At 39.3% G+C, this 26,241-nt stretch carries 14 protein-coding genes and 1 pseudogene; 1 reads left to right on the forward strand and 14 read right to left on the reverse strand.

The window, feature by feature from the left end; translation table 11 throughout:
• Nucleotides 1-407: 407 nt before the first annotated feature.
• From ACP6PM_RS12925 to ACP6PM_RS12975, 11 genes and pseudogenes are all read right to left on the reverse strand, one after another.
• On the reverse strand, nucleotides 408-593 hold the full coding sequence (locus ACP6PM_RS12925) for a DUF3598 family protein (RefSeq protein WP_426585182.1): 186 nt from the start codon (nucleotides 591-593) through the stop codon (nucleotides 408-410).
• A 109-nt stretch (nucleotides 594-702) separates the two neighbouring features.
• Nucleotides 703-879 carry a hypothetical protein gene (locus ACP6PM_RS12930; RefSeq protein ID WP_426585184.1) on the reverse strand — a complete coding sequence of 59 codons (177 nt, stop codon included), beginning with the start codon at nucleotides 877-879 and terminating at the stop codon, nucleotides 703-705.
• 460 nt (nucleotides 880-1,339) lie between these two features.
• A complete protein-coding gene (locus tag ACP6PM_RS12935; RefSeq protein WP_426585186.1) occupies nucleotides 1,340-2,128 on the reverse strand; it encodes a DUF3598 family protein in 789 nt (262 codons plus the stop codon).
• Between the two features lie 464 nt (nucleotides 2,129-2,592).
• Nucleotides 2,593-3,642, reverse strand: coding sequence for a glycoside hydrolase family protein (locus tag ACP6PM_RS12940; RefSeq protein WP_426585188.1), 1,050 nt, complete (start codon nucleotides 3,640-3,642; stop codon nucleotides 2,593-2,595).
• 8 nt (nucleotides 3,643-3,650) lie between these two features.
• A complete protein-coding gene (locus tag ACP6PM_RS12945; protein WP_426585190.1) occupies nucleotides 3,651-4,805 on the reverse strand; it encodes an alpha/beta hydrolase family protein in 1,155 nt (384 codons plus the stop codon).
• 159 nt (nucleotides 4,806-4,964) lie between these two features.
• Nucleotides 4,965-6,146, reverse strand: coding sequence for an FAD-dependent oxidoreductase (locus ACP6PM_RS12950; RefSeq protein ID WP_426585192.1), 1,182 nt, complete (start codon nucleotides 6,144-6,146; stop codon nucleotides 4,965-4,967).
• A gap of 153 nt (nucleotides 6,147-6,299) precedes the next feature.
• The gene (locus tag ACP6PM_RS12955) at nucleotides 6,300-7,502 is read right to left on the reverse strand and encodes an FAD-dependent oxidoreductase (RefSeq protein ID WP_426585193.1); all 1,203 of its coding nucleotides are present in this window, start codon (nucleotides 7,500-7,502) and stop codon (nucleotides 6,300-6,302) included.
• Between the two features lie 32 nt (nucleotides 7,503-7,534).
• Nucleotides 7,535-8,734, reverse strand: a complete 1,200-nt coding sequence (locus ACP6PM_RS12960; protein ID WP_240041680.1) for an FAD-dependent oxidoreductase — start codon at nucleotides 8,732-8,734, stop codon at nucleotides 7,535-7,537.
• A gap of 32 nt (nucleotides 8,735-8,766) precedes the next feature.
• Nucleotides 8,767-9,963: an FAD-dependent oxidoreductase gene (locus ACP6PM_RS12965; RefSeq protein ID WP_426585196.1), complete on the reverse strand. Its 1,197-nt coding sequence runs from the start codon at nucleotides 9,961-9,963 to the stop codon at nucleotides 8,767-8,769.
• Nucleotides 9,964-10,226: 263 nt separating this feature from the next.
• A pseudogene (locus ACP6PM_RS12970) lies at nucleotides 10,227-11,447 on the reverse strand (FAD-dependent oxidoreductase).
• 32 nt (nucleotides 11,448-11,479) lie between these two features.
• Complete coding sequence (locus ACP6PM_RS12975) at nucleotides 11,480-12,682, reverse strand: FAD-dependent oxidoreductase (RefSeq protein ID WP_426585198.1); 1,203 nt, start codon at nucleotides 12,680-12,682, stop codon at nucleotides 11,480-11,482.
• Nucleotides 12,683-12,896: 214 nt separating this feature from the next.
• Here ACP6PM_RS12975 and ACP6PM_RS12980 point away from each other — a divergent pair, with 214 nt between their 5' ends.
• The gene (locus ACP6PM_RS12980) at nucleotides 12,897-14,489 is read left to right on the forward strand and encodes a hypothetical protein (RefSeq protein WP_426585200.1); all 1,593 of its coding nucleotides are present in this window, start codon (nucleotides 12,897-12,899) and stop codon (nucleotides 14,487-14,489) included.
• A gap of 593 nt (nucleotides 14,490-15,082) precedes the next feature.
• Here ACP6PM_RS12980 and ACP6PM_RS12985 read toward each other — a convergent pair.
• The 3 genes from ACP6PM_RS12985 to ACP6PM_RS12995 all read right to left on the reverse strand — a co-directional run bounded on the left by ACP6PM_RS12985 (nucleotide 15,083) and on the right by ACP6PM_RS12995 (nucleotide 25,372).
• Entirely contained in the window at nucleotides 15,083-15,346 is a 264-nt protein-coding gene (locus ACP6PM_RS12985) for a hypothetical protein (RefSeq protein ID WP_426585202.1), read from the reverse strand.
• A 337-nt stretch (nucleotides 15,347-15,683) separates the two neighbouring features.
• Nucleotides 15,684-16,790: a class I SAM-dependent methyltransferase gene (locus ACP6PM_RS12990; protein WP_426585204.1), complete on the reverse strand. Its 1,107-nt coding sequence runs from the start codon at nucleotides 16,788-16,790 to the stop codon at nucleotides 15,684-15,686.
• Between the two features lie 1,247 nt (nucleotides 16,791-18,037).
• Nucleotides 18,038-25,372 carry a translocation/assembly module TamB domain-containing protein gene (locus ACP6PM_RS12995; RefSeq protein ID WP_426585206.1) on the reverse strand — a complete coding sequence of 2,445 codons (7,335 nt, stop codon included), beginning with the start codon at nucleotides 25,370-25,372 and terminating at the stop codon, nucleotides 18,038-18,040.
• Between the last annotated feature and the right edge of the window lie 869 nt (nucleotides 25,373-26,241).

Here is a 26,241-nt window from a genome sequence, read left to right on the forward strand (position 1 = left end):
CCTTTTTATCGGGTGTATCCCAATGCAAATCTATGGCCCGATATCTGAGTGTCACCATCTTGCCGTAAAGTATTAGAGCTCACGGGGTGACAGGCAGCTCAAAACTATTGTGGGATAAGGGTTTCTTGGATTCAAGCGAGCTTGAAAATATGGATTTTTTATCAATGATAATGATAATCATTCTAAGAGAAGGGGTGGGTTTGCTTCGCAAACCCACCCCTTCTCCCCCAATTAAAGTTGATTTTTATGTCAATTAAGGAGCTATGGCCATCAGTCACATTTTATGCTAAAAAAAGTCAGTCCACTTACAGATATAGACTGACCTAAATGCAATTTTTATCATTGTATGAGTCATATTTTAAACAATCTTTGACCGATACTCAAGTCCAAACTTTAAAAATCTTAGGCTAGGTGTAATTATTGCGGTGAGTAATTACTGTTTTATCCTGATTAGCTGAGAATTTTCTGATACCTTGAAAAGATTTTATAACTTCTAATTCTGGAGAATATCTAGTCCAAATACCATACCAAGCTGTTCCTTCCGGAGAAATATCTCCGAATAAGTTAATCCAATTTTGTTCTTGTAGATTCATGGTTAATTAATTGTTTTGTTTGACTGGAGAAATTATATCAAATACCAAATTACTTTCGTTGAAATAATTTTATTAAAGAATGTTCGGTATTTAATGATTGATTAAGCTTCTACAATGCAATTGATTTTTGACGGACGTGAGCATCAATAAATAAACCTATTATTTCTGCCATTAGAGAACAAATTTCATCTTCTGGTTGAGTCGCAGGAAAGTCGAGAAAAGGTCTAGCAGTTGTAGGGTCAAAAGGGTCAGAGATAGTATAATGATTTGCCCCCTCGACTAACATTAGATAGCTATCATTTCTTCCTCCAGAAATTGCTTTGTGAAATGTTAGTAATTCTTCCCAGTTAGGAAGGGATTTTTTATGGGGTCAATCTATTACCATTGCTGAATTTAATCTTTTTTAGTCTATAAGTGATTGATTTTCAATTATATCATCAAGCAAAAAGAAGTAAGTAGACAGTAATTGTATTGTCAAGATATTCTATGGAATATGTCTACATTTTTTTCGGAGATGATGTATGAGGAATAAAACTTGAGCTAATAACATATTTTGTAGCTCAAGTCAATTTGTTTTTAATTACCGATTGGCGATTGCTAACATTCTAACGAGTTGATCGTAGATCGTAGGTTGGGTTTCACTTCGTTCTACCCAACATATCGGCGAGTTGGGTTTCGTTTCCATGCTTCGCAACCCTAACGCCAACAACCCAACCTACAAATACTGAAATGACTATTTTTCCAGTTTAATCTTTCCGGTCAAAAACTTCAGAAATTAACTGAATAAATTTGCCATCTTGATTATATTTAACAGTCATCCTTTTATACTTATTTTCTATCACCATTTTACCTACTACCAGTTCAAATTCTTCTCCTATTTTTACTGTTTCAGGAACATTAATAACGATACCATCAGGCAGAAAAAATGTTTGATTTTTACCAGCAGTTGGATCTAACTCAATTTCTGTCAGTTCTGCTTCTTGAGAAATTTGTAAATCGGGAGTCATAGACTCTTTTTTCACTACCCAATTTCCCGGTATATTCTTTAGTTCTTCTCCTGGTTTTTGGTCTGGATAACTATTGAGATGTTCTCTGGTTTCTAGAAATCTTTCTAGAGCGCCATTCTCTCCATAAACAACGCCAATGCTAGTCCGAAAATTTTGATATTGGAAAAACAATTCACAACCGAAAGGATTCCCTATTTTTAATTCTATACACATCCAAATTTTTGCTTCTTCACTTAAAGATAATACCCTCATTGATTCTGATGCCGAATGAGTTACACCATCTGGTTGATTAGCAATTTCTTTCTCAATTTGCCATTGTTTTTCTTCCGTACTACCATCAGCATAAGTATAATTATTTTGCTGATTAATCACTGTTTTATCTTCATTAGCCCAAAATTTCCTGATACCTTGAAAAGATTTGATAACTTCTAATTCTGGAGAATATCTAGTCCAAATACCATACCAAGCTGTTCCTTCTGGAGAAATATCTCCGAATAAGTTAATCCAATTTTGTTCTTGTAGATTCATAGTTATGTATTCTCCAATTTATCTTTATTTTGTACTATTATAGATTTTCAATAATAAAAAATAAAATTAATTATCCCACAGAAATAATCAGTTATTTCCTGCTACTCCCTACCTCCCTCTTTTCTGGAGAAGTCTAATATCAAATCCGGATAATTACTATACCCAAGTCCGAAGCGACTGTAACGGAGTGAAAGGAAGCAATCTCCTCAACCCCTGAGATTGCTTCCCTTCGGTCGCAATGACAAGTATTCAACCGGATTCTATATAGCAATCCTATTTCAGTTGTAATATTTTGGTGGTAATTAGGAGTCAACCCACCCCTAACCCCTCCCAACCCACCCCTAACCCCTCCCAGGAGGGGAGGGGAAGTCAGGAGTCAGGAGTCAGAATTTGCTCATGTTTTCCGTCAATATTAACTATTCTAAAAATTTTCACAAATCATTTAGGATTGCTATATAACCTGATTATTCTCCCCATCTATACCACTTGCGAAAATTAGAACCATCACTAACTGCTAAACCTATTTGATGCTGACTTGATAACTCATCGTGACCTCCTTCATTAGCACCGATATAGTACATCCGAAAACTACCATCTGCCATCGGTACAACACAAGGAGTACCGATCGCCCGTGCATCCCAACGACCTGAACCTTTAGGAGCATGACTAAAAATAGACCCACCAACTTCTGAACCTGGTTGTTTTTCCCAGTTAATGCCATCAGCAGAAATAGCCAAACCAATAGAATGATATCCAGTCTGGTTTACTCCTTCATAAAACATCAAATACTGACCATCTATTTTCAGCACATGGCGAGTACCAATACCCCGTTCATCAAAACTTCCCGGTTCTCCTGGTCCTAAAATTTGACCAACTTTCTCCCACTGAAAACCATTTTGGGAAACCGCTAAACCTACTAAAAATAGTCTTTCTGGGTTTAGGGTATGATAGTACATTTTCCAGGAAGAGCCATCTTTAAGCACTTGTGGCCAAGCACAAAATAAAGCATCAAATTCTCCTGGTTGACCAGGACTCAAAAATGCACCTCTGTGAGGACCTTCCAATCTCACCCAGTTAATGCCATCGCGAGAAACTGCACAACCAGGTAGCATCTGAATACCTTTAGCTTGAAACTTTCCTATTTCTAGAACTTGGCGATCGCCACCCAAATACCACATCCAGTAAAGACCGTCACTGAAGTAGACATCACTCACCCCAACATGAGCAGAATCAAATCTATTTTCGTCTGGGTGGGGTTCAAATATAGCTCCCATTGTTAAGGGACCTTTTACTCTTTCCCATTCAATACCATCAGAGGAAATAGCCAGACCACAACGACCTGTTGGTAAATTGATTTGACGATCAAAACTGGCATCGCGCCCATAATACCACATTTTCCATGTGCCATCTAGATCGTGAAGTACGCGCGGTGAGGAGATGCGTTCAGAGTCCCACCAACCTTCAGTGCTAGGAGTGAGTATAAGACCGGGTTGATTAATTTGTGTTGATTTCATCTCAGACATTATTTGCGTTCAAATGATTTAATTAAGGGATGACCGTTATTAAGTATTTCTTTCAGTTTATCAAATGCTGTTGATTTTTGACGAACATGAGCATCAATAAATAGACCTATTGTTTCTGCCATTAGAGAACGAATTTCATCTTCTGGTTGAGTTGCAGGAAAGTCAAGAAAAGATGTACCTGTTGTAGGATCAAATGGATAAGCAAAAGAAAAATGATTAGCTCCCTCGACTAACATTAGATAGCTATCATTTCTTCCTCCAGAAATTCCCTCCTGAAAAGTCCGTGATACTGGTGTTGTAGCTTCTTCCCAAACGGTACCATAACGGTGACTACTATTAGCAATGACTCCATCGCGAGTACCGCCTATTAACAACACTGGTAGCAAGTCAGGGAGAGGTAAAATTGTTGCTGCTTCATATCCCATCATTCTACCTGCTGCTGTATGTACCCCATAACCAAAAGCAGCTACTACTTCCGGGAAAAAGTTAGGACTAGAACTTTCTATTGCCACCCTGCCACCTGCCGAATGTCCACCCAAAATAATTTTTTGTAGGTCAAGCATACCAGCTAGGATACCTTCTGAGTTTATGCGTTCTAATTCTGTTAGCAGTGTTGGTAACGCTGAAGCAGTAGGAGCAGTGCCATAAGTATCAGGAGCTAACATTGCAAGGTCAACTCCTGGTGTCAGAGCAACAACACCAGGAAAGTTTTCTGCAACCCAGGCAAATGTTACTACGACCATTCCGCGTTCCGCTAGCTCAACAGCGAGCCATTTATAAAGTTCTGGGTTGGTGTTAAAACCATTGAATAAAATTACTACTGGAAAAGGAGCTTGTTGCTTGTCGGCAGGTACAATACCCCGATTTTGTTCTTGCTCACTACCTGGCATTTTACCTGGGTAAAACACTTTCATTTGAATAGTATCGTATGGTGGTTGAGCGTTCTCAACTTTGGTTGCTTGGTAAAAAGCTCGAATTTTTATCTGAACTTCCCCACGATCAAAATCACATAATGACTGAGCTAAGGGGATTTTAGCGATTCGCAAACTACCAGTCGATGGGTGAGATTGACTCTGTTTCTTAACTAGAGAAGGTTTTGAAGAATTGTATCTATGTGATTTTAGAGTACAGCGATCGCTAATTAAAGTCAACACATCTTTTTTGTGTCTATGTATGGACACAAGAGGTAGGATAGCTAAAAGTATTAAGAGGCTAGCTTTCAAAGTCAAGAACTTACATTTGTACGGGGGAAAATTCAGTTTCATGTTAGTATTAAGATTTGGCTATTTTTTATTATGATATGCTACTCTTGGCTAATACACCCTACGGGAAGCGATCGCCAATGGGTCGTATTTATAAAGCCAGTCTTCAAACTCCTCATTACTTCTTAATCTCTCCTGAAGATATTGTTCGCCGTCAGGTTTGTATGCTCGGTTCCCCGAAAAAGCACTACGAGCTTGAATAATCTGTGTGCGTTCTATGCGATTTCCATCATAGAAAGCTAAAGCTGCCTCAAGGTTAGGAGCTTTTGCCAGGTACTCGGAGAGTTCGTAGCCATCTTCAAAAGCTGTATTTGCTCCCTGTCCAATAGATGGACTCATCGGATGAGCAGCATCTCCCAAAAGCGTAACTCTCCCCTGGCTCCAACTTGACAATGGTTCTCTATCCCATATCGGTCGTTCTACTATGATTGCTGCATCTGTTGCTTCCATAATCTCAGGTATAGGAGATGCCCACTCACCAAATTCTTTGAGCAGCCGAGATTTAATATCAGCACCACTCCCTGAACTAGAATCATCTACACACAGCATTGTTGCTCCCCAAAATATATATCCGTCACCCACATCCATCAGTGTGACGTTCTTAGGTGGGGCTGTTATTCCAGTCACTTCATTAGCAGCAAGCAGTTTGTGACTATACTTGAGAAGACCACGCCAAGACATTCTACCTAAATAGCGAGGTTCCCCATCACCAATCAGTTTTTGTCTTACAGCAGATTTAATTCCATCTGCTCCTACTACTAGGTCTACCTCTACTGCTTTTTTGCCCTCAAATTCTACTGTCACACTGTTATGGTTTTGAGTAAAGCTAACACAGCGATGATTCAAATGAATTATTTCTGGCGGAAGTGCTGCTGCCAGAATTTCCTGTAATTTAGACCAGCGGATACTCAACAAAGGTTGTCCGTATTTTTCCATTAGGGTGATTTTTTTTTGCTGAGTTGTCTCCCCAGTATTTTTCCGCAAGTTTATGACTTTGAGTATGCTGCCTGCTTGTTTTAATTGTTCTACTATAGTTGGTTCTATCGCCTCTAGAGCTTTTAAACCGTTGGGGTTGAGGGATAAACCTGCCCCGACTGGGCGCAACTCTCTAGCTTTCTCATAGACATGAGCATCAATACCTTGTTTTCTCAAAGCGATCGCTGTTGCTAGACCACCAATACCTCCACCGATAATGGCGACTTTCTCCGCAACAGGTTTAGAAGTTTCTCTCATTTTGCTTGTTTCCTTTTGATTGGTATAGTAATCCGAAATAGGTTGTAAGATTTATCGTAGGGTTCTGGTATCCAAATCCTTTATGCGCTTGGGTTGGGAGACCAAGCCCCTACAGTTTCTTTCAAGAATCATTTCTTATGGCTATATTTGTTCTTATACTACTACTTTTTCTTGCCAAGGTTTAAAACGTGACTCTGAATTTGGCTCGTAATCATACAGCCAATTTTGAAACTCTTCCTCTTCAAACATCTGCTGTGACTTTTGATTGGTTTGCTGATTAGATTGATAATAGCGTTTTTCACCCTCCGCACTACGGGTTTGAATAATTGCTGTACGGCAAATTCGACGGTTATCATAGTTTGCAAGTGCAGTTTCTAGCTCTGAGAAGTTGTACAAACACTCAGCAAGTTCATAAGCGTCTTCAAAAGTAGTATTAGCTCCTTGCCCTACTGATGGTGCCATCGGATGAGCTGCATCTCCCAATAACGTCACCCTACCATAACTCCATTGCTTCAATGGTAGTCTATCACATATCCGCCCTTCTAATATCCGTTCAGGAGCTGTCTGTGCCATCAGTTCTCTTACTGGTTCCATCCAATTAGCAAATTCTCTAAGGACACGAGACTTTGCTTCAGCAAAAGTAGAAGAAAGTGTAGAGTCTGGCAATAGCTTCCGAGTGCCCCAGTACATATCTCCCTCCCCTAAGTTCAGCAGGAATAATATGGTTTTTTCTCCGTTCATAACGATGACTTCATTTGGAGGTAGTAACTCTTCTTGATAATTGACAACAGCTCGCCAAGACATACTACCCAAATATCGAGGTTGACCATCACCTATCAATATTTCTCTAATTCTAGAGTTTACCCCATCAACTCCAATAAGCAAATCTGACTCGACAGTTTTGCCATTCTCAAAGTGGGTGATGACCCTGTTTTGATTTTGTTCAAAGCCAATACAACGATGATTCAGATGAATGACTTCTGCTGGAAGTGCAGATGCTAAAATCTGTTGTAAATGCCACCACCAAATAGTTAATGCTGGTTGTCCATATTTTCTCATTATGGGACTAGGGAAAGTCCTGATTGTTTCTCCAGCGCTTGTTTTCAAAGTAACTCTCTGCACTTGACAACTTGAACATTTCAGTGTACTTACTATATCTGGTTTAATGGCATCTAGGCATTTCAGACCATTAGGCAGCAAACTTATATCTGCTCCCACTGGACGAAATTCCCTGGCCTGCTCATAGACATGGGCATCAATACCTTGTTTTCTCAGAGCGATCGCTGTTGCTAAACCACCAATACCTCCACCGATAATGGCGACTTTCTCAACTATAGGTTTAGAAGTTTCTCTCATTTTGCTTGTTTCCTTTTTTTTAGTATTTGTTGTTATATTACTACAGTTTCTTTCCAAGGTTTCAGACGCGACTCTGATTTTGGATCGTAATCATACACCCAATTTTGAAACTCTTGAAAATCCTGCGGTGACTTTTGCTTGGTTTGTTGACTCGGTTGATAGAACTGAAGTTTATCACCTTTAGCACTACGGGTTTGAATAATTGCTGTGCGCTGAATGCGACGTTTGTCGTAGGTATTGAGAGCAGTTTCTAGGTCGGGAAAATTGGCCAGACACTCAGCAAGTTCATAAGCATCTTCAAAAGTGGTATTAGTACCTTGCCCTGATGATGGTGGCATCAGATGAGCAGCATCTCCCAATAGAGTCACCCTACCATAACTCCATTGCTTTAATGCTAGTCTCTGGCAGATCGGAGTTTCTAAGATGCGTTCAGCATTGGTTGCTTCGATCACTTTCTGTACTAATTCGTTCCAATTAGCATATTCTTTGACAACACGAGACTTTGTTTCAGCAGGAGTGGTGGAAAAAGATGCTTCTGATAATACCTTCTGAGCAATCCAGTTCATATTTCCCTCCCCTAAATTGAAGATAAATAATAGACTGTCTTCTCCCTTCATTATAATGGCTTCATCAGGTGGCAGTAGCTCCTCTTTATAGTCAAGAACAGCACGCCAAGACATACTACCAAGATATTGAGGTTCCCCATCACCAATCAATTTTTGTCTGACTACAGAATTTGCACCATCTGCTCCAATGAGTAGATCGGCTTGGGCAGTTTTTCCATTTTCAAAATAGGTAACAACATTGTTTTCATTTTGTTCAAAGTCAATGCAACGATGATTCAGATGAATAACGTTTGGTGGGAGAAATGATGCCAGAATCTGTTGCAACCGCCACCACCAAATAGTTAATGTTGGTTGTCCGTATTTAGCCATCATGCTACTTTCGCTAGTTCTAATTGTTTCTCCACTGATTGTTTTCAAGGTAGTTTTCTGGAGTTGACAACCTGAATTTTTTAGAGTATTCAATATGTCTGTTTGAATAGCATCCAGGCATTTTAGACCATTAGGCATTAAACCTAAACCTGCTCCCACTGGACGAAATTCCTTGGCTTTTTCATAGACATGGGCATCAATACCTTGTTTTCTCAGAGCGATCGCTGTTGCTAGACCACCAGGACCCGCACCGATAATGGCAACTTTTTCCACAACAGGTTTGGAAGTTTCTCTCATTTTGCTTGTTTCCTTTTTGTTGGTATTTTTTGTTATAGTGCAACTGTTTCTGGTAAATATCTCAAACGTGACTCTGATTTTGGGTCGTAATCATACATCCAATTTTCAAAATTTTCACGTTTTTGCTGTAACTGTTGGTTAGTTTGCTGCAAAGGTTGATAATATAGTTGTTCCCGCTCTGCACTATGGGTTTGAATAATTGCTGTACGCTGGATGCGACGGTTGTCGTAGTTGGCAAGGGCAGTTTGTAGGTCTGGGAAGTTACGCAAACACTCAGCAAGTTCATAAGCGTCTTCAAAAGTAGTATTCGCTCCTTGTCCTGCTGCTGGTGTCATCGGATGAGCTGCATCTCCCAATAAGGTCACTCTACCATAACTCCATTGCTTCAATGGTAGTCTGTCACATATCGGTCCTTCTAATATTCGTTCCGGATCTGTCTGTGCTATCAGTTCTCTTACTGGTTCCATCCAATTAGCGAATTCTCTCAGGACGCGAGACTTAGCTTCAGCAAAAGTAGAAGAAAGAGTAGAGTCTGGCAATAGCTTCCGCGCTAACCAACTCATATTTCCTTCTCCCACATTAAGCAGAAACACTATACTTTTTTCTTCTTTCATTAAGATGACTTCATTATCTGGTAGTAACTCCTCTTGATAATTGACAACAGCTCGCCAAGACATACTACCCACATATCGAGGTTGACCATCACCAATTAATATTTCTCTAACTGTAGAGTTTACCCCATCAGCTCCAATGAGTAAATCTGCTGCCACAGTTTTTCCATTCTCGAAGTGGGTGATGATGCTGTTTTCATTTTGTTCAAAACCAATGCAATGATAATTCAGATGAATGACATCTGATGGTAGCTCTGATGCTAAAATTTGTTGTAAACGCCACCACCAAATAGTTAATGTTGCTTCTCCGTATTTTTTCATCATGGGATTTTCGTAGGTCGTAATAGTTTCTCCAGTGCTTGTTTTCAAAGTTACTCTCTGCACTTGACAACCTGAACATTTTAGTGTATCTACTATACCAGGTTTAATGGCATCTAGGCATCTCAAACCATTAGGATGCAAACCTACACCTGCTCCTATTGGACGAAATTCCCTGGCTTTTTCATAGACATGGGCATCAATACCTTGTTCTCTCAGAGCGATCGCTGTTGCTAGACCACCAGGACCCGCACCAATAATGGCAACTTTTTCCACAATAGGTTTTGAGGTTTCTCTCATTTTGCTTGTTTCCTTTTTTTGGTATTTGTTGTTATATTACTACTAGACATCTCCAATAATAAAAAATAAAATCAATTATCAAAATAATATGGGTCTAAAACCCCGCCTTTTAAGGCGAAATATTTTTGGAGCGGGGCTTAAATCCCCGTTACAAAAATCACTTCTGACTTCCCCTCCACCGGAGGGGTTAGGGGTGGGTTGACTTCTGACTTCTGACTTCGTTAACGCCTACTCTTTAGGGAGGTTGCATACAACATCCCTACCTACTCCCTACTTTCTCTTTTCTGGGAAATGTCTACTTTTTCTTCCCAAGGTCTCAGACGCAACTCTGAATTTGGCTCATAATCATATAACCAACGTTCAAATTCTTTAAAATTTTGCTCTGAGTGTTTGTCTCGATCCTGGATGCTTTGATAAGAGAGTTTCTCCATCTTCTCACTATAGTTTTGAATAACTACTGTACGTTGAATACGACGTTTGTCATAGTTGGTAAGTGCAGTTTGTAAATCTGGGAAATTGTACAAACATTCAGCAAGTTCATAAGCGTCTTCAAAAGTTGTATTAGCTCCTTGACCTCCTCCTGGTGACATCCCATGAACGGCATCTCCTAATAACGTCACCTTACCATAACTCCATTGCTTCAATGGCAGTCTTTGGCAAATTGGTGCTTCTAATATGCTTTCAGCATCTGTTTCTGCTATCATTTCTAGTATTGGTTTCATCCAATTAGAAAATTCTTTGAGAACCCGATATTTTATTTCAGCAGCACTAGGAGAGACAAAAGATTCTGGAAATAGTTTGCCAGCAGACCAGTTCATCTTTCCTTCACCTAGAGGGTACAAAATCATTGCAGTTTGTTCTCCTCTAATTATTAGACCTTCATCCGGTAACAATAGTTCATCTCTATAGTCAACAATAGCACGCCAACACATACTACCAGAATAAGTAGGTTGCCCATCACCTATTAATATTTCTCTGACTCTAGAATTTATGCCATCAGCTCCAATAAGTAGGTCTACTTCAACAGTTTTTCCATTTTCAAATTTGGCAGTAACAGTATTTTCATTTTGCTCAAAACTGACGCAACGATGATTCAAGTGAATGACTTATGATGGTAGTTCTGATGCTAGAATATGTTGCAAATGCCACCACCAAATAGCAAATGTTAGGTCTTGATATTTTGGCATCATGGGAGTTTTGGTCGTCCAGATTATTTCTCCAGTGCTTGTTTTGAAAGTTGTTCTCTGCACTTGAAAACCCAAACGTCTTAGTTTATCTACTAAACCTGGTTTAATGGCATCAATACATCTCAAACCATTTGGTTTTAAAGATACACCCGCTCCTACTGGACGAAATTCCCTAGCTTTTTCATAGACATGGGCATCAATACCTTGTTTTCTCAGAGCGATCGCTGTAGCCAAACCACCAATACCTCCACCGATAATGGCGACTTTCTCCACAACAGGTTGGGAAATTTCTCTCATTTTGCCTGTTTCCTTTTTCTTGCTATTTGTTTTTATACTACTGCTGTTTCTTTCCAAGGTTTCAGACGCGACTCTGATTTTGGATCGTAATCATAGAGCCAATCTTGAAACTCTTCCTCTTCAAACAACTGCTGTGACTGTTGATTTGTTTGTTGATTAGGTTGATAATAGCGTTTTTCACCCTCCGCACTACGGGTTTGAATAACTTCTGTACGTTGAATACGACGTTTTTCGTAGTTGGTAAGTGCAGTCTGTAAATCTGGAAAATTGTACAAACATTCAGCAAGTTCGTAAGCGTCTTCAAAAGTAGTATTAGTTCCTTGGCCTACTGATGGTGCCATTGGATGAGCTGCATCTCCCAATAACGTCACCCTACCATAACTCCATTGCTTCAATGGTAGTCTGTCACATATCGGTCCTTCTAATATCCGTTCAGGATCTGTCTTTGCTATCATTTCTCTTACTGGTTCCATCCAATTAGTAAATTCTCTCAGGACGCGAGACTTGGCTTCAGCAAAAGTAGAAGAAAGGGTAGAGTCTGGCAATAGCTTCCGAGCGCCCCAGTACATATCTCCCTCCCCTAAGTTCAGCAGGAATAATATGGTTTTTTCTCCGTTCATAACGATGACTTCATTTGGAGGTAGTAACTCTTCTTGATAATTGACAACAGCTCGCCAAGACATACTACCCAAATATCGAGGTTGACCATCACCTATCAATATTTCTCTAACTGTAGAGTTTACCCCATCAGCTCCAATTAGCAAATCTGACTCAACAGTTTTTCCATTCTCAAATTGGGTGATGACGCTGTTTTTATTTTGTTCAAAATCAATGCAACGATGATTCAGATGGATTACTTCTGCTGGTAGCTCTGATGCTAAAATTTGTTGCAAACGCCACCACCAAATAGTTAATGTTGCTTGTCCGTATTTTCTCATCATGGTACTTTCGTTAGTCCTAATTGTTTCTCCAGTGCTTGTTTTCAAAGTCACCTTATCTACTTGACAACCTGAACGTTTTAGTATATATACGATACCTGGCTTAATTGCATCTAGGCATCTCAAACCATTAGGGTGCAAACCTACACCTGCTCCTACAGGACGAAATTCCTTGGCCTTATCATAGACATGAGCATCAATACCTTGTTTTCTCAGAGCGATCGCCGTCGCTAGACCACCAGGACCTGCACCAATAATGGCAACCTTTTTCACAACTGGTTTAGAAGTTTCTCTCATTTTGCTTGTTTCCTTCTTTTTGCTAAACAAAAAACTAAAAAATAGTCTACTATACAACAAATATATTCTTAAAAATATTTTCTTAAATTATCGTAATATTCTTGTTTCTTATTTTGTTTATGTTATGATACTGAAAGAAAAAACAAACTGCTTACTTATGAGATAGCAAAAAGCAAGTTTCAAGCAGCAAGTTACTTCCAAGGAAGTTATATTAATGAGTTTACCTATTCAGGTTTCACCAGCGACGAATGATCTAACCTTGTCCCAAAGTCAGACGTTGGCAGAAGTGGTGAAAGTAAAAATCCCGAAATCTGAGGTAGTCCCCAAACTAGATGTCTATTTTCTCGCCGATACAACCGGTAGCATGAGGACTGCGATCGCTTCAGTCAAGAGTGGCATCATGGACATCCTAACCCGAATCCAGTCCCTAGGATCTGATGTCTGGTTCGGGGTTGGCGACTACAAGGACTTTCCGGCTCCGGTTGCCGATGAGCATCCCTACGCCTTCAAGCACCAGTGTAGCTTGAGCGCCGATATCACCGCCGTCACAGCTGCGATCAATGCCTGGACGACCACTGGCGGTAAAGATACTCCTGAAGCTCAATTCTATGGGCTAGATCAGGTGGCCGAATCACCTGGTGGCCAGATTGGTTGGCGTGCCGATGCCAAGCGTATCATCGTCTGGTTTGGTGATGCCGCCGGTCACGACGCAGTATGCAAGGAAATCACCAACCTATCCTACGACATCACGGAGGCATCGGTCACTGCTAAGTTAGTTGCAGAGAAGATTAAGGTGCTGGCACTGTCCATGAGCACCAACTATCGTGCCCCGGCAGGGCTAGACGACGATCCCAAAACGAGAGCAACCGCGTATAAATCTAAGTGCGGAGAGCCTGGCGGAACCCCCGGACAAGGCACCAGGATAGCCAATGCCACCGGTGGCAAACCGATCCAAGGTGTCGATGAAGATACGGTTGTTCAGCAGATCGAGACTGAGTTGATGGCACAGATCGCTGAGATCGGGAACGTGCGCTTGGTAGCAAGCGGTGCCACAAAACCTTTTGTGCAAGCGATTGCACCTGTCACGGGTTACAGTTCCCTCAGCAGAGACCAAGACCATGAACTTGCCTTTGATGTCTCCTGGGTTGGCACTGTGTCCGGTACCAGTGAGCCCCAGGTCTTCAACGGCTCTCTCGATGTCATCGCCGATGGAGAAGTCGTTGGCGGTAAGACAGTCAAAATTACAGTACCATTTTCAGCTCCACCACTACCCCCAATTTATCCCGAGGAGAATGTTCCCATGATACGCCCAGACAATGTTTCCGGTACCTGGATGTTTATTCACCAAGTGACTGGCACTTATATGCAAGCTATAGGTTACAATCCCAATGTCAACGATTATGTGCATCTTTGGAACCAAGATCCTCCTAATACTAACGCAGGGTATCAAGGACACCTGTGGGTTCTGTCCAAGCAGAGTGATGGAACTTACCGCATCCAAAACTGGGAGAAAGATGTCACCTTTAAGGAGCAATTGTATCTTCAAGCACCGGCAAAACCTGGGGTTGATAAGATTGTAACTTTGCAACGCCTCAGCCAAAGTGAGTTGCAGTCTTGGATATTGGTTCCAGTCAGTGGCGACCCCGATACTTATGCTATCCAACCAAAGGCATTCCCTGAATATGCCATAGGTACTTCTACCAATGCTTTGACCAATGGCATAGCACTGGTAACCAACCGCACCTGGGGAAGACCAACTTTCCATCAATATTGGCGACTGAGCAAGGATTACACTGGGGGGAATTAAAATACTTTCTCCCTGAGCAACAGCTTATTTAGTTGTCATCTTGACGCTTCATATCAAATCCGCTTGAAGAGGAGTAACAAGAAACCGGGGAAACTGGGAGGTCAATGGTAGGGACGTTGCATGCAACGTCCCTACAAGGACATTTGATCCTTTCCCCGGTTTCTCTGCTTTTTTATACCGATACTACCGAATTTGATATCACTAGAGCAGTTGCCCCGATTCTAATGGTAGTTTTTCCGTTTCCTCAACAATTCTTAAGACTTTTTTTGGGTAGTAGGTGTTGCTGAATTAAAAGATGAATCTAGAGGGAACGGGAACATTCCAATTAACTATTCTAGCATTGCTGATGCGTGGGTATGATTTTTATTTTTTGGCAATTGCTCAACTATTAGACATCTCCAATAATAAAACATGACTTACGCATGAGGTAGGAAAAACTAGGATTTGAGATTGCTTCCCTATCGGTCGCAATGACGAAAATACGTTGCAGGTGCGTAAGTCCTAAAAAATAAAATCAATTATTTCTCCCTACTCTCTACTCCCTGCTCCCTGCTCCCTCTTTTCTGGAGACGAATTATATCGTTATTCTTTAATTAACTCAATGCTCTCAGTATTCTACTAATATATTCAGCTCGCCATTGCTCCCGCTCCTCATTTACTTGTGCATCTGGTTGATAATTTTCAATATCTTCGGAGGAAATAATACCTTTGGCTATTACTAACTTTTCAATCGTATCTAGGCGTTCCCGCAATACGGAAACTTCCCCTGCTAATGCCATTATTATTGCCAGTAATTTATCGTTATCTGTATTATCTAAATAAACTGGTCGCTTACCTTTTGCTTGTTTAGGAATCATCTTTTTTTGTTTGTCTTTCCGATCTAAATGTTACCAGAATTATGAATTCTGAATTGAAATACAAAATTTAATAATTCTCAATTATCATACTGGTAACTTACCTTATTGCTTGTTTAGGAATCATGTTTTTTTTGTTTGTCTTTTTTATTTATGGCTTGCTGATTAAATATCAAAGCCTTTATCTTTCAAGGCTTTAGCATTTTTTTGTTCAAAAAATGTCTCGGGTTTTCGATGCTTGAAACTCATGCTTATTGGTATTTTGAGCAGACAAGATTCGATTTCCCCACCCTCCCCACACTTCCCACACCCCCCCACCCTCTGCTTTTTTCAGCAAACCCTATTTAGTACCAACAATAATAAATGACTGTCTTCCATTATCTTGTTCGAGCAGTGTGTCAATGAGTTTATCTGTGGAAAAACCTGCTTCTCGTGCTACAGCTACTAAATCTAAATCTCGCATTGCACTCCAGAATGGTTCATTATTATTAGTTGTTTCTTCATCGTAGAGGAACGCAGTATATAAATCTAGATGACGATACAAACGCGCATCTTGATGTATCATTATTCCACCTGGAGCTAATAAACGATAACTTTCGCGGAAAACATTTCTAATTGCTGGCACAGGTATTTCATGTAGAAAAATATGACTTACCACCAAATCAAATGATTCATCTGGGAAGTTAGTCTTCTCAGCATTCTGTTGGCTAAAATGCACCCGTTTTCCTAAAGATTCTGCTCGTGCATGAGCATAACGTAATATGGCAGGAGCTAGATCGATACCATAAACTTCAGCATTTGGGTAAGCATCTACATAAGGCAAGGTATTAGCTCCCACTGTACAACCCATATCTAGAATTTTCCGAGGTTGAAAACTTGGGTATTGCTGCTTCAAAAATTTATGGATAACTGTCTGACCTCTAACATCGCGAATGGAGTCACGGTTTCTCATACCATATATATAAACTCCCAAATCATAGATAGCACCAGCAGATATATCATCTTGAGTGTATTCGCCGTTATATCCTCCTGGCATACAATGAATATCTACAGCAGTTTGGTAGACTGGTATTTTCAATTCTGGATCTAGTTTAAGTGTTCCCTGGGGTGCTACTCGATCTTTTGCTTGTTTTATCAATTCTGGTAGCTGACGTTCCACTGTAGTCGCAACTGACTCCCACATCATCTCTTGGATAGTCCGCTTGAAGCTACTCAACCATTTATAGTATTGTTGTTGCTGCATCCCCCGCCTAATTTCATAACGGTCTTTAGGGGGACGTTGGTTTTCTCGCTCAAATTGTGGTTTGACAGTTTCTTCGTATACTACCTTCAACTCAGGCAGCATTTTCGTAGACATATATTTTCTCAAACTGTAGGCAAAGTTTTGCCGTGCTAATTCATCGTGATTAGCTTGTGGCATCATGGGATGAGCCAATTTTTTGTTCATAAGTTGGTATTACTAAAATGCTGAGGAATATTTTACAATAGATAATTGATAATTGATAATTGATAATTAATCAATTCGGCTTTATTGCCTCTCCTTTTAAAGAGAAAAAGTGGTCGTTTGCGGAGCATGAATAGGATGGGATGGCAAGGTTTCCCGAAGAAAGCAGAGCCGCTCCGAAGTGCGCCATATCCAATCGACCAAGAAAAGAAATTGTGATTTCCTTATATTCAATTCCGTAACGGTTTTAACCAGAGGTAATTATCCATTATTAATTAATTAACGACATCCTTGCAGTTAGTCAATAATGCTACAAATTACCCATTATTCGGCTTCCCAATCTTCAATTTTTCACCCTTCAATTCGGCTAAATTCTCTAACATTATGAGTAACTAATATTACAGCGCTTTTCAGATTGATGAACCACATCGTCATAACCAAAACCTTGTAGGGGCGAATGGCCATTCGCCCCTACTGTGGTCTACCGTGCAGGAAAACTGCTGTAAATCATTTGCCAAAGCCATAGAAGCAAATTGAATATCATTTGAGCTAATAGACGTTCCTGCTTTTGTTAAATTCGCCCTAATTATACTATAAATTCTGCACAGGAATCATCACTCTATAGTTTTATTTTGATACAGTTAATTTTGTGCATTATATCATGTCCGGATAATCAGTGATAAAAAAGTTTTTGTTTGTAGTAGGGCTTCAGCCCGATACATACTTATATCATGTCCGGATAATCAGTGATAAAAAAAAGTTTTTGTTTGTAGTAGGGCTTCAGCCCGATACATACTTAGGGCTAAAAAAGCCCTACTACAAACTTTAATTATAACTATTCAACCGGAGATGATATTAGGGCTAAAAAAGCCCTACTACAAACTTTAATTATAACTATTCAACCGGAGATGATATTACAGTAGTTTGTAGGTCAATAAAACACACTAAAAAAATGATAACCCTATAGGGACTTTGCATGCAACATCCCTACTTTGTGGTCTACTAATAGACCTCTCCAAAAATTAAATTAGTTCTTATCCATCAATTATTAATAATTAATTATTAATTAATTAATTCTGGTTGAAAGCCTCCCCTTTTAAGGGGAAAAAAAGTGCTCTTGAATTTCCCAATATTCAATTCCCGAGCGGTTAAAACCTTCTTGTAATTATCAATTATCCATTATCAATTATCAATTAATGAATTCTTCCTGTTCCCTGTTCCCTATTCTCTATTCCCTCTTTTTAATAAATTCAAAATCTCGTTTCATACTCAATTGACAACACAGCATTATCATCGAAATTACTACCTCCCCGGAGACGCACTTTATCATTAACTTGATAATTCACAGATAACTCTGATGCTTCAAGTATAGTTGCGGATACTCCGAGTTTATTAGTCACATCAATACCAACCTCTAGACCCCAACCTAAACTGTTAGCACGTTGCGACCCACTTTTAGGAATACTCGCAGGAAATATCCGAAATTCACTTAATCCTGTCGCTTCAATAATATCCTGTTGTATGTTACTAAATAGAGCGGTACTTGCCACATTTGCTAATGCTAAATTTCTGTCTGCACTGAGGGTATCAACAATATTACCTCCTAATAAACTAACTATTTGTGTTGCTGTTCGCTGTGGAGAACTTGTTAACTCTAGGTTATCTTCTAATTCTGATAGCGGTCCTGTTGCTTTGGCCATTATTTTAATTCTCTGACTACTATTCAATGTTCCTGGTGATGGAGCGTCTATTGTTTCTGCCGAAAATGCCGAACTCGATCTTGTTGCTGATGAACCACTGGTTTCAAATGCTGATGCTAATAACTGTATATCTAGCATGGGGTCAAGTCCATTACTGGGGATAAATTTAGCTGTATTGTTATAGTTAGGGTCTAAACGCAAATTTGTACTAAATAAATTAATTGTACCTCCTTCTAAGTTGATCGTACCACTAGGACGAATATCGCTGAGGGTGCCATTTATCCTTAAACCACCTATCGCTTGAAAATTAGCTAGTCCTGGACTAACCATCTCTAGGCGATCTGTTAAAGTTACTTGGAAATCATTCAGACCAACCTCAAATTCTCCCAAACCAAAGCTTGCTCCATCTGTTTGATTTTCTCCAGTAGAGGCAAAATCACCAGCTAAACCTGCTGCTTGATTCAAAAATATCTTACCTTGGGATACCTCAACTTTACCACCAACATCGGGTTGCAAAGCTGCACCTGTAATTACTACTTTTCCATTGATACCACCTTGAAATGCTCTTTTAAAGTTTACGTTAAGTTTTTCTAGACTAATTGTCAGAGGGTTATTGATATCTGGATCTTTGCTGCCGAAGGGTTGGAAAAGTGGTAAGACTCCAGTAACTTCAACCACACCATCGCTAATATTTCCTTGAATTTCTTTGACTTTGATGCGATCGCCATTAAATAAAACTGTTCCTTCTACGTCTGTTAAAGGTTCAGGAAATACTGCTGCAGTTATATTAACATCTACAAATTTGGCATATCCTTCTGCTTGTGGTTTTTGTAATGTTCCTTTTAGCTGTAATAATACGTCTCCTTTACCTGAGTCTAAAGTTAACTGATCGGTCAAAATATTTACTATTTGGAAGGCATCATCTTTGACATTGACGCTGACGTTAATTATATCGCTGCCTGCGGAAACTGTAGCGAAGGGTAAGTCAATTGGTACATCGCCTCTATATAAAATGGGGTCTCCAATTATAGAAAGACCTCCACCAAAACGCAGTCGTCCGAAATTGTAACTAAAATCTGTTTGTGCGTTTTCAATAGGTTGTTGGTTTAGAGTTCCATCTACTATCTTAATTTCACCTATTGCTCTGGGGTCTTCAAAATTTCCGCCTAGTTCTGTTTCCAAATTCAACTTTCCTGTAATATTGATATTTGGCGGTACATAACTCTGGGCAAATTTTTGTATTTCTGCCAGGTCTACATTTTTTAGTTGTAATTTCCCACTTTGATTTTCTGGACTCAAGTCTCCATTAAAAGCTAATGATGCTTCTCCTACTTTCACTTCCAAGGGTTTGACTGTCAAAATATCATTTTCATACTTACCCTGTACGAGAAAATCATCTATTTTGTAAATTCCCCAATTCCAGTCACTACCTTTGATATCAAATTTCCCATCAATACCAGACTGTAAAGATCCTTCTGCCATTATTTCACCCGAATAAGTGACATCTAGATCGGCAAGGGGTGGTATTGGTATAGGAGTGTTTGGTTGTTCGCTTTCTAGTTGTTGTTTGAGCAATGCTTGAATTTCGGCAAACCGACGGAGTTGCATCATTACTCGCGTATTTTCTGGAAAACCTACTGCTGATGTTTGCACATCTGCTGCTTTGGCATAATTTGGAGTTGCTATACCTCGACTAATATCTTCTAAGTCAAACCATTGGAGGGCGGTCAAAATATCTTGCGCTTCTCCTTTTTCTATTTTGAGACTACCTGCAAATTTTGGATTAAAACTAGCACCCTTAAGGGAGGAGTTTAGATCGACCATTGCTTGTAAGACATATCGACTATTTCCTAATAACAATGTGCCGTCATTGAGATTTGCTTTCCCTTCTGCATAATTTATTTTGGCGCTGAAACTTTCAGCATCTATGTAACCAATGCCAGGTTTTGTCACTGCTAAGTTTCCATCTGCTTTGATAGAGTTAATATCCAATGTTCTCAGATCGGATAAAGCTATTTTTGCAGATGCAACTCCCGTAACTGCACCAATACCAAACTGCTCTGCTGGTGCTATACCTAACAACTCCAGAGGAAATTTTTCTAATGTTACTAAAAAGTTTTCTCCTTCGGTCACTCCCGCGAGTTTTGCTTGGTCGCGTTTAACTAAGAAAGCAGTTGGAAAATAAGTTTCATCTAATTTTTCTAATACCAATTCCAGACGGTCATTATTACCAGCAATTTTCAAGTTTACTCCTTGAGTAATTCCTGCTTTTAATTCGCCTGATAATTCGGAATCAAAATCTACTGCATTTACTGCTAAATTTCTCAAAGCTACATCACCAACTAAGTTTAAGTCGGCAATAGATTTACCGATAACTTTGCCATTAAAGTTGACTCTACCTGTTAATAACTCACCTTTTTTTTCTATGGGTAAGTCTTCCGTAAATTTCTCTATTGGCAGAGATGCTAAATTAAAATCTGACAAATTGACATTGATATTAATTCCAGAAATAGCCGGAGGTTTTTGTGCTGGAAAATCTACACCTACTACTCCATTAGCATTAACTTCTGGCGGAATAGTAATTTTTTCTATTTCTATTTGCTTGCCATTCCAGCTAAACAAACCATTGAAAGATTTCTGAATAACTGGTAATTCTGAAAGTGTTAATTTTGCTTTGGCTTGAATTGCTTCTGGAGTTAAATTTGCCAGATTTCCCGATAAGTCAATCTTGCTATTAAATAATCCACCAATTATAGGTAAATTTTCAGCTTGCCCTAATAATTTTTGAGTTTGTCTAATAGCAGCAACGGCTGGTTTTGCCTGTTCTTGTTTTTCTATTGCAGCGGAAAATTTCTCTAAAGGAATTTGGTCTCCCACTACAGCAGCTTGCCATTTTTTACCGACTAATTCCCCAGTAATATTTACTGCTCCACCCTCAGCAAAAATTACTTTTCCTTCTGCTTCAGCAGCTATAGCTTCTGGGTTTAAATTATCTAAATTTCCGGCTACTTTTGCATTCCCTAGAATATTCCCATCTATAGCTTCTAAATAAGGCAAAGCTAACTCTATAAATTCCTCTAATCCTTCCTCTTTTTGAATCCGTTCATCACTTCTTTTAATCAGTTCATCCGTGGCAAAATCTGTGTCTTTATCCGCGCTTAAACCATTTTTTTTAATCAGTTCATCCGTGCCCAAATCTGTGTCTAGCTCTCTTGCTATTTTTTTGACAAAACTTAGAGGAATAGGGTCAGCGATCGCTACTGCTTCAAAATTTCCTCTATCTAATTTTCCTGTGGCATTAATTGTGTTATTTCCAATTATTAATTTTCCACTTCCATCAGCAGATATGGCTTTAGGATTCAAATTATTTAGATTAGCAAATATACTGAGATTGCCAAATATTTCTCCTTCTATTCCTGGAGGTAAAGTTGCGCTAGGAGGAAGAGAAACTAAACCAGTTTTTCTAATTGTTTGTTCTATAGTCCGTAAAGCAATTTTGTCTGTTTCTACATCAGCAAAAAAGTTGCCTTTATTCAGTTTGCCATCAATATTAATTTTATTATTATCAATAAATAGCTGACTTTTAGCTGTTGCGGTTATTGCCTCTGGAGCCAAATTTGTTAAACTTCCAGACAAGTTAGCATTGACATTTACTTGAGTATTTAAAGATTTAACAATAGGAATTTGAGTCTGTATGGTTTGGATTTGATTAGCTTCTACTGGTATTAAGCCAGATACTAAAATTGACTCCCCTAAATCTAGAAGAGGATTTACTGCTAATTTACTGCTATTAACTGAGGCTTGAAAATTTCCCCGCTCTAATTTTCCTTGGGCGTTAATTGTTCCTCCGGCAATAATGACTTTGCCATCCCCATTAATAGTAATTCCTTCAGGAGTTAAATTATTAATATTTCCAGATACCGTCGCTCCACCTTCAACCTTTCCATCAGTATTCCTTGGCAAAATACCAGTAGGGGTGATTCGCGAATCACCCCTACGACTTTCTATGAATAATTTTTCTACAGCAGTTAGAGCTATTTGATTTGTGTTAACTGTGGTCTGGAAATTCCCCCTGTTTAAGTTACCTGTAGCATTAATTGTTCCCGCTTCAATTTTCAGATTTCCCGTTAAATTTCCTGTGAGATTTTGTTTGATAAATTCTGGGTCAAGGTTAGTCAGATTTCCTGATAAATTAACTTTCCCGTTTAGTTGTCCGTTGAGAGATTTTACTCTGGGAATATTTGTCTTAATCAGATTTAATTGTTCCTGGTCAGTAATAATTCCTGAATTTACCGCAGATAACCCTAAATCTAGTAAAGGATTGATTGGTAATTCCTCAGTATTAACTAATGCTTGGAAACCACCATTATTAACTTTGCCACTAGCATTAATTATGCCATTAGCAAGATTAACATTGCCACCAAAATTAGCTGTTACTCCTGGCAAACTTAAATTATTTAGATTCCCAGATACAGTTGCTTCACCATTAATTATTCCATCAGTTCGACTAGATAAAATTGGATTGGGAGTTGTCAGAATATCTGAATTTCTGGCGATTCTTTCTAAAGAACTTAAACTGAGTTGAGTAGCTGTTCCTTTTCCTTGCCAATTACCATTATTTACTTCACCATTCAAATTAACTTGACCGCCAGCAAGATTAGCTACCCCGCTCACATCTCCTTTAATACTATTAATTGAAAACTTACTTGTCAGACCAGAAAAATTAACTTTACCATTAACAATACCTTCTAAACCTGATGGCAAACCTAACGGTTGTAAAGGTTCTAAATTATCTAAATTAATTTGATTTGCCGTGGCGTTGATTTGCCAATTTTCTAAATTAGCATTGCCATTAATATTAACCGTTCCTCCACCAACTTTAACAACAGTATTTTTAATATTTGCCTGACTATTAATAATATCAACCGCACCACTCAAAGGATAAACTGCTTTTGGTAACTCCCATTGAATTTCCCCTTTGAGAGTTTCTAGCGCACCAGCAATTTTAACCTCCGTAGAAAAGTCACCAAGAGGAAGAGGAGAGGTAATGTTGTATTGTTGAGCGATCGCCTCTACAGGTAAATTTTTCACCCGCAAGTCTAAGTCAACTATTGGGGAAGAGTGGGGAGAGGGGGAAGAGGGGGAAGAGGGGGGAGAGGGGGAAGAGGGGGAAGAGGGGGAAGAGGGGGGAGATGGGGAAGAGGGGGGAGAAAGTACAAGACCTCTACTGCTTTCTTCTGTTTTTTGGGGTTTGGAGACCAAAACCCTACTGGTTTCTCCTGTTTCAGTTACATTTAATATCCCTGCATCCTGACTCCCAACTTCTAATTTCTTACTTTTGACTTTTGACTTTTGACTTTTGAATTCTAATAACTTCTTACTTTTGACTTTTGACTTTTGACTGCCAACTTCTAATTTCTTACTTTTGACTTTTGAATTTTGAATTTTGAATTCAGAAAAGCTGCCTTTGCCACTAATTTTACCTCCCACTACTGGGTTAATTTGTAAGTCAGAGAAACCAGCACTTAAATTAACAGGTTGAAACTCTTGGTTTAACTCAGGAGTAATAGTAAATTGAGTAGCGATATCTTTAAATCTTAACCTGTCAACTCTTGTAACTTCAGTAGTCTCAACTTTTCCTGACACGACTGGTTTAAGTAAACTTCCAGAAATATTTACATCGGTTTTTACTCTTCCATCTAATAAAGGTCTGATATTTTGAATTTGACCGTTTATCTGCTGTAACTGTTGTTTAGTTTCCGCAGATGAAGTGTTATTCGAGAGTAAACTAATTTCTCTTACCGCAGTATCAAACAAAGTCTCAAAAGAAACAGGCAAAACTTCCGCCTGCAAATCAAGTTTAATATCTTGTAAATCTAAATCTCTTGCTGTTTCCGCTGCACCTCGGAGTGTTAACCCAATATTCCCGTAGTTCGCATCCAAGTTTTCCACATTAACTTTTGGCCAAGCAAGATTAGCAACCGTATTCAGGTTAACCGAGTTGCTCAGAATATCCGTATTAGCTTTCAACTCCCGTAAGCTAACCTTTCCTCTAACATCCTGCAAAATATCTGCAATATTCTCAGCTATTTTAACCTGAGTGCGGAGGTTCGCATCTAACTCCCCACTTTCTACATATATATCAGGAATATTTTCTATAGCTAATGCTAAAGGAGCAAATATTGGCAGTTGCAGCTTTTTTGCTACAACATCAGCATCAATAACGAAAGTTTTGAGATTAGCATGAGCGTTAACTTTAAAATTACCACCATTTATAACCTTGCCATTAAGATTTATTAACCAACGTTCTTCTTCATCTTCAGCGAGAACTTCACTTTTACCTAAATCTAACAAAATTGGAGTAGCAGATTTTCCCTTTTCCGACGGCTCAATAGTAGCATTTAGTTTTGGGAAACTTAGCCTTTCGATATCAATATCTAATGGTGGAGGAGGTAACTCTGCCAATTGTGGAATGGCAAATGAACCATTAGCTTCTTGCTGTACAATGGCTTGAGAATCTCCGAATGTAATATCCAGTTTTACAGTTCTGAATAATATTGGTCCAAGAGGAAATGTAACTTTGACTACTTCTGTAGAGGCACTAATTGAGTCAGTTGAGGTAGGAGGTAGGGATGAATGGCCAAATTCTATGTAACCGAGGCCAAACTTTCTCAGTTCTCCCACTTTGACTGGTCTTTGCATTAGTTTGGTTAGACTATCACTGACCATTGGGGCCAATCCTTCTTTGACCCACCAACTTACCGCTATTCCCCCTGCTACCAAAACTGTGCCTAATCCTAGACCACTGATAATTATTATTCGTCTCCATTTTCTGGGGGTGGAAAGGTGGGTTTGGTCATTGGGATTTTCTGGGGTATTTGTCATAATTAATTCAAAAGTTAAAAGCTAAAAGCTAAAAGTTTTAAATTTGTTTTAACTATAGCTGGTATAGTTGAAGTCAGATACGGGAGCCGTAGGATTGGCGACGGATAGAAGTCAAAAGTCAGAAGTTAAAAGTTGGGGTAGTCCTGCATGGTAATGGTGAGGATATATATTTTTTAATTTCTCCGACACTCCCCATCTCCCCATCCCCCCATCTCCGACACTCCCCATCTCCCCATCTCCCTAAACTCCCGGTGCTTCCTTTACCATTACTATGCAGCACCACCAAATTTTTGCTATGACAAAACTTACGCAAAATATAAAATTATACACCATAAGTAGGGGTTAACGGCCGTTTTGTTGCCCAACATGAAAACCCTATTCCCAGTTAAGTGTTATATCATGTCCGGATAATCAGTGATAAAAAAGTTCTTGTTTGTAGTTGGGCTTTAGCCCGAACTGTAGATAGGGCTAAAGCCCAACTACAAGCTTTAATTATAATATAGAATCCGGTTATATAGTATATGTTGATAATTCTATCTACACTTCAATCTCCCCATCTCCGAATCTCCCCATCTCCCCATCTCCGAATCTCCCCATCTCCGAATCTCCCCATCCCCCCAACTATATAACAAGTATTCAACCGGATCTTATATAACTATTCAACCGGACATGATATTAAGTGTTAAGTGTTCCCTAAAACCAATGTCTATTAAATCGAGTAGTATAGCGTTTCCCAAGCTAATCATATCAAATCAGCTTAATTCGGTATAAAAAAATGTTCCATCTTCAGTTATTGCTATATCTCCCCATCTCCGAATCTCGGAATCTCCCCATCTCCGAATCTCGGAATCTCCCCATCTCCGAATCTC

This window comes from Dapis brunnea BLCC-M229, assembly GCF_050015995.1.
Taxonomy (GTDB): Bacteria; Cyanobacteriota; Cyanobacteriia; order Cyanobacteriales; family Microcoleaceae; genus Trichodesmium.

Coding starts and splice junctions, on each gene's coding strand:
- ACP6PM_RS12925 (WP_426585182.1), bottom strand. CDS start 593: ATGAATCTACAAGAACAAAATTGGATTAACTTATTCGGAGATATTTCT.
- ACP6PM_RS12930 (WP_426585184.1), bottom strand. CDS start 879: ATGTTAGTCGAGGGGGCAAATCATTATACTATCTCTGACCCTTTTGAC.
- ACP6PM_RS12935 (WP_426585186.1), bottom strand. CDS start 2,128: ATGAATCTACAAGAACAAAATTGGATTAACTTATTCGGAGATATTTCT.
- ACP6PM_RS12940 (WP_426585188.1), bottom strand. CDS start 3,642: ATGAAATCAACACAAATTAATCAACCCGGTCTTATACTCACTCCTAGC.
- ACP6PM_RS12950 (WP_426585192.1), bottom strand. CDS start 6,146: ATGAGAGAAACTTCTAAACCTGTTGCGGAGAAAGTCGCCATTATCGGT.
- ACP6PM_RS12955 (WP_426585193.1), bottom strand. CDS start 7,502: ATGAGAGAAACTTCTAAACCTATAGTTGAGAAAGTCGCCATTATCGGT.
- ACP6PM_RS12960 (WP_240041680.1), bottom strand. CDS start 8,734: ATGAGAGAAACTTCCAAACCTGTTGTGGAAAAAGTTGCCATTATCGGT.
- ACP6PM_RS12965 (WP_426585196.1), bottom strand. CDS start 9,963: ATGAGAGAAACCTCAAAACCTATTGTGGAAAAAGTTGCCATTATTGGT.
- ACP6PM_RS12975 (WP_426585198.1), bottom strand. CDS start 12,682: ATGAGAGAAACTTCTAAACCAGTTGTGAAAAAGGTTGCCATTATTGGT.
- ACP6PM_RS12980 (WP_426585200.1), top strand. CDS start 12,897: ATGAGTTTACCTATTCAGGTTTCACCAGCGACGAATGATCTAACCTTG.
- ACP6PM_RS12985 (WP_426585202.1), bottom strand. CDS start 15,346: ATGATTCCTAAACAAGCAAAAGGTAAGCGACCAGTTTATTTAGATAAT.
- ACP6PM_RS12990 (WP_426585204.1), bottom strand. CDS start 16,790: ATGAACAAAAAATTGGCTCATCCCATGATGCCACAAGCTAATCACGAT.
- ACP6PM_RS12995 (WP_426585206.1), bottom strand. CDS start 25,372: ATGACAAATACCCCAGAAAATCCCAATGACCAAACCCACCTTTCCACC.